2 protein-coding genes are annotated in these 2,664 nt (G+C 54.4%); one reads left to right on the top strand and one right to left on the bottom strand.

Features of this window, described 5'->3' with window-relative positions; translation table 11 throughout:
* Positions 1–150 precede the first annotated feature (150 nt).
* Positions 151–1,722 (bottom strand): metallophosphoesterase, encoded by a 1,572-nt coding sequence (locus E1H13_RS26345; protein WP_169617927.1) that lies wholly within the window; start codon positions 1,720–1,722, stop codon positions 151–153.
* Positions 1,723–1,767: 45 nt separating this feature from the next.
* Between E1H13_RS26345 and E1H13_RS26340 the strand changes: the two genes are divergently transcribed.
* A complete protein-coding gene (locus E1H13_RS26340; protein WP_169617926.1) occupies positions 1,768–2,394 on the top strand; it encodes a class I SAM-dependent methyltransferase in 627 nt (208 codons plus the stop codon).
* The last annotated feature ends 270 nt before the right edge of the window (positions 2,395–2,664 follow it).

Here is a 2,664-nt window from a genome sequence, read left to right as displayed (position 1 = left end):
CAACTCTATTTTCAGCGAGGTTTCTATGCTCTATCCCTGATGCAGCAAGCTCTCTAGGTACGTTGTCACCCGTTAAGCAATTTTTCACCTTGAACTTTGCATTTTTAATTCCGGGTAGCTGTACTAGCCTTGAATTTGGTTTAGGTTGGCTCAAACGGTAATCTGGTCTAGGCAATACTGTTTCCAGCCCCCCTCTACCTTTTCGGCCACTAAAGGTGTCAAGGTAAGCTTGAGGGGGACACCATCATTAACATCTATACGTAGGGCTGAGTAGGGACGCTGAAGGGTGCTGCCCTTGCCCCGGCGACCCAAGTATAGGTGAGAGGTGGCCAAAACGACGTTTTCGCCATTGCTGTTGTCGGTCATTTCGGTTAACTCTGGCCCTTCTGGCCGCTGCCGCCGCAGACTATAGCCGCTGCCACCACACACTACCCAGGGAATATGGCGATCGCCATGGCCAGTATCGCCTGTGCGTAGATAGTCAAGGCAGTGGGCATGGCCATTCAGCACCAAATTTACCAGAGGCTGGTCCTGGGTAATGTCACCCACCCGATCGGCTACGGCGTCCAGCACCTGGCGCAGGTGGTGACGCACCGCTAGGGTTTGTCCCTGGGGCCACTTGGTAGCTTCGCTCACATAGGGGGGATGGTGAAAAAACAAAATTCGCCCCCGCACCGCCGGGTTTTGCCAAGAGGCAATCAGCCCATCCCGCAACCAGTGCAGCTGATCAAAGTCCACCGTGGGTGTTCGAGAAACTGAAAGTTGTTTGTCAATGTCGTAAATTTGCTCGTTGATCGCCTCTAGTTCTTCGGTAATGTCTTCTCGGTGATCTGCAGTGGTGGGGTTTAAGGCATCCAGTCCTGCCTGACGCAATAGGTCAGCCTTATCGACTTCCAGCTGTTGGCGCTGTTGCACCAAGGTCTGACGACTGGTCCCACCGTAGCCATCATCCTTGAGGGGCAATGGTTGATTAAAGGTATTCGAGTCAAGGGCAAAGAAATCAATACCACCATAGCGGAAGTGGTAATAGCGATTAGGCAGCCGGGTAAACTGGCCGGGACGATAGGTAAGGCAGCGGCGATCGTCCAGGGTGCTTGTGTAGTGACGATCGAGATGTTCTCCTAAGCGGGACTCGGGAATGGCCTTGAGATAGTCGAGAAACGCGCGAGCATAGGCGTCCCCCTTAAACGAACCATGCCAGCCCACATCTATATCTACATAGGAGCGTAGGGCGTAGCGCAGGGGTGCAGTCAACCCGGCCAGTAGACCAACCCACCAGGGCAAGTCATAATAGTCGTGGTTGCCCGGTACTGGCAACATAGGCCATTTGAATACCATCCGATCGTAGGCCATTTGTTGGTAGTTTTGGCCCCCCACCAGCCAGTCTCGATAGGGTTTGATAAAGTTTGCCCGGTACTGTTCCCGAGAGCCCACCAGGTAAACCACATCCCCCGTGTGTAGGGTAAATCGGGCATCGTTGCCATGGGTTAATAGCTGTTGGGCAACCTGACGCTGGGGGCTACTGCGGCGATGGCGTCCGGTGCCGCTGTCTCCTACGACTAAAAACGAAAAGCCTTGATCATACGACTCACCATCTTCTAAGACCAGACGGGTTTGGTCGATGCCCCGTTCCAGCACCTGGGAGTGCTGCCAGCGCACGCGCTGGGCCATGGTGCGCATCTTGGTCTCTACCCTGGGTTCGGTCGTCAGCTTAAACGGCATTGGCTTAGAATTAAAGGTCTTGACGATCAGGTTTCTTACAGGCCCATGGGGTTTTACAGTGAGCGCATCTTGCCCTATCTGCTGGACTTTTCCCTGTCCGATCCTACCCTGGGGGAGTATCGTCGGCAGACGTTAGCCCAGGTGTCAGGGCAAGTCCTAGAAATTGGTTTCGGCACCGGCCTGAACCTGTCCTACTATCCCGATGCCATTCGCCAAATCGTTACAGTGGATCCTAATCCAGGGGTACATCGGCTAGCCGAAAAGCGCATTGCCCAGGGGGCGATCGCGGTGGATCATCACATCCTTGGCGGTGAAACCCTGCCGATGGACAATCATACCTTTGACAGTGTAGTTAGCACGTTTACCCTATGCAGCATCCCTAGGGTAGATCAAGCGATCCGGGAAATTTATCGGGTGCTCAAACCAGGGGGACAGTTTTTCTTTATGGAGCATGGCCTCAGCCCTGAACCGGGGGTGCAAGCTTGGCAGCGTCGCTTAACCCCACTGCAAAAGCGGATTGGTGATGGCTGCCACCTCGATCGCAACATTCAGCAGCTGGTGGAACAGCAGTTTGAGACGGTCACCATCACGGCTGATTACGCCAAGTCACTGCCACGCCTTGCAGGCTACCTGTATCGCGGTATCGCCACCAGGGAGCCTGATAAATACTGATCCCCATTTCTTCATCCACCTCCGTTACCATTTCCTGTCAGGGCAGACACATAGGTCTGTCCCTACGGCAGCTCTCCTTCCCCAACCGGTGCATTGCGGCCCCAGGTTGACCACCAAGGTCCAGACCCCGACCGCTAATGCACCCTTGTATGTAAGGGTTGGCCCAAAATAGACCTAGGAGTGACTCTGGATACACCCTAAAGCCCTTTAGAGCTTGCACGGTAGAACAAGAGCCTCCCTCATTTTGCCCATCGGATCGCGACCAGCAGA

Origin of the sequence: Nodosilinea sp. P-1105 (genome assembly GCF_012911975.1) — a bacterium.
Taxonomy (GTDB): Bacteria; Cyanobacteriota; Cyanobacteriia; order Phormidesmidales; family Phormidesmidaceae; genus Nodosilinea.
Note: the sequence above shows the minus strand (reverse complement) of the source record. Positions and strands in the feature narration are given on the sequence as shown.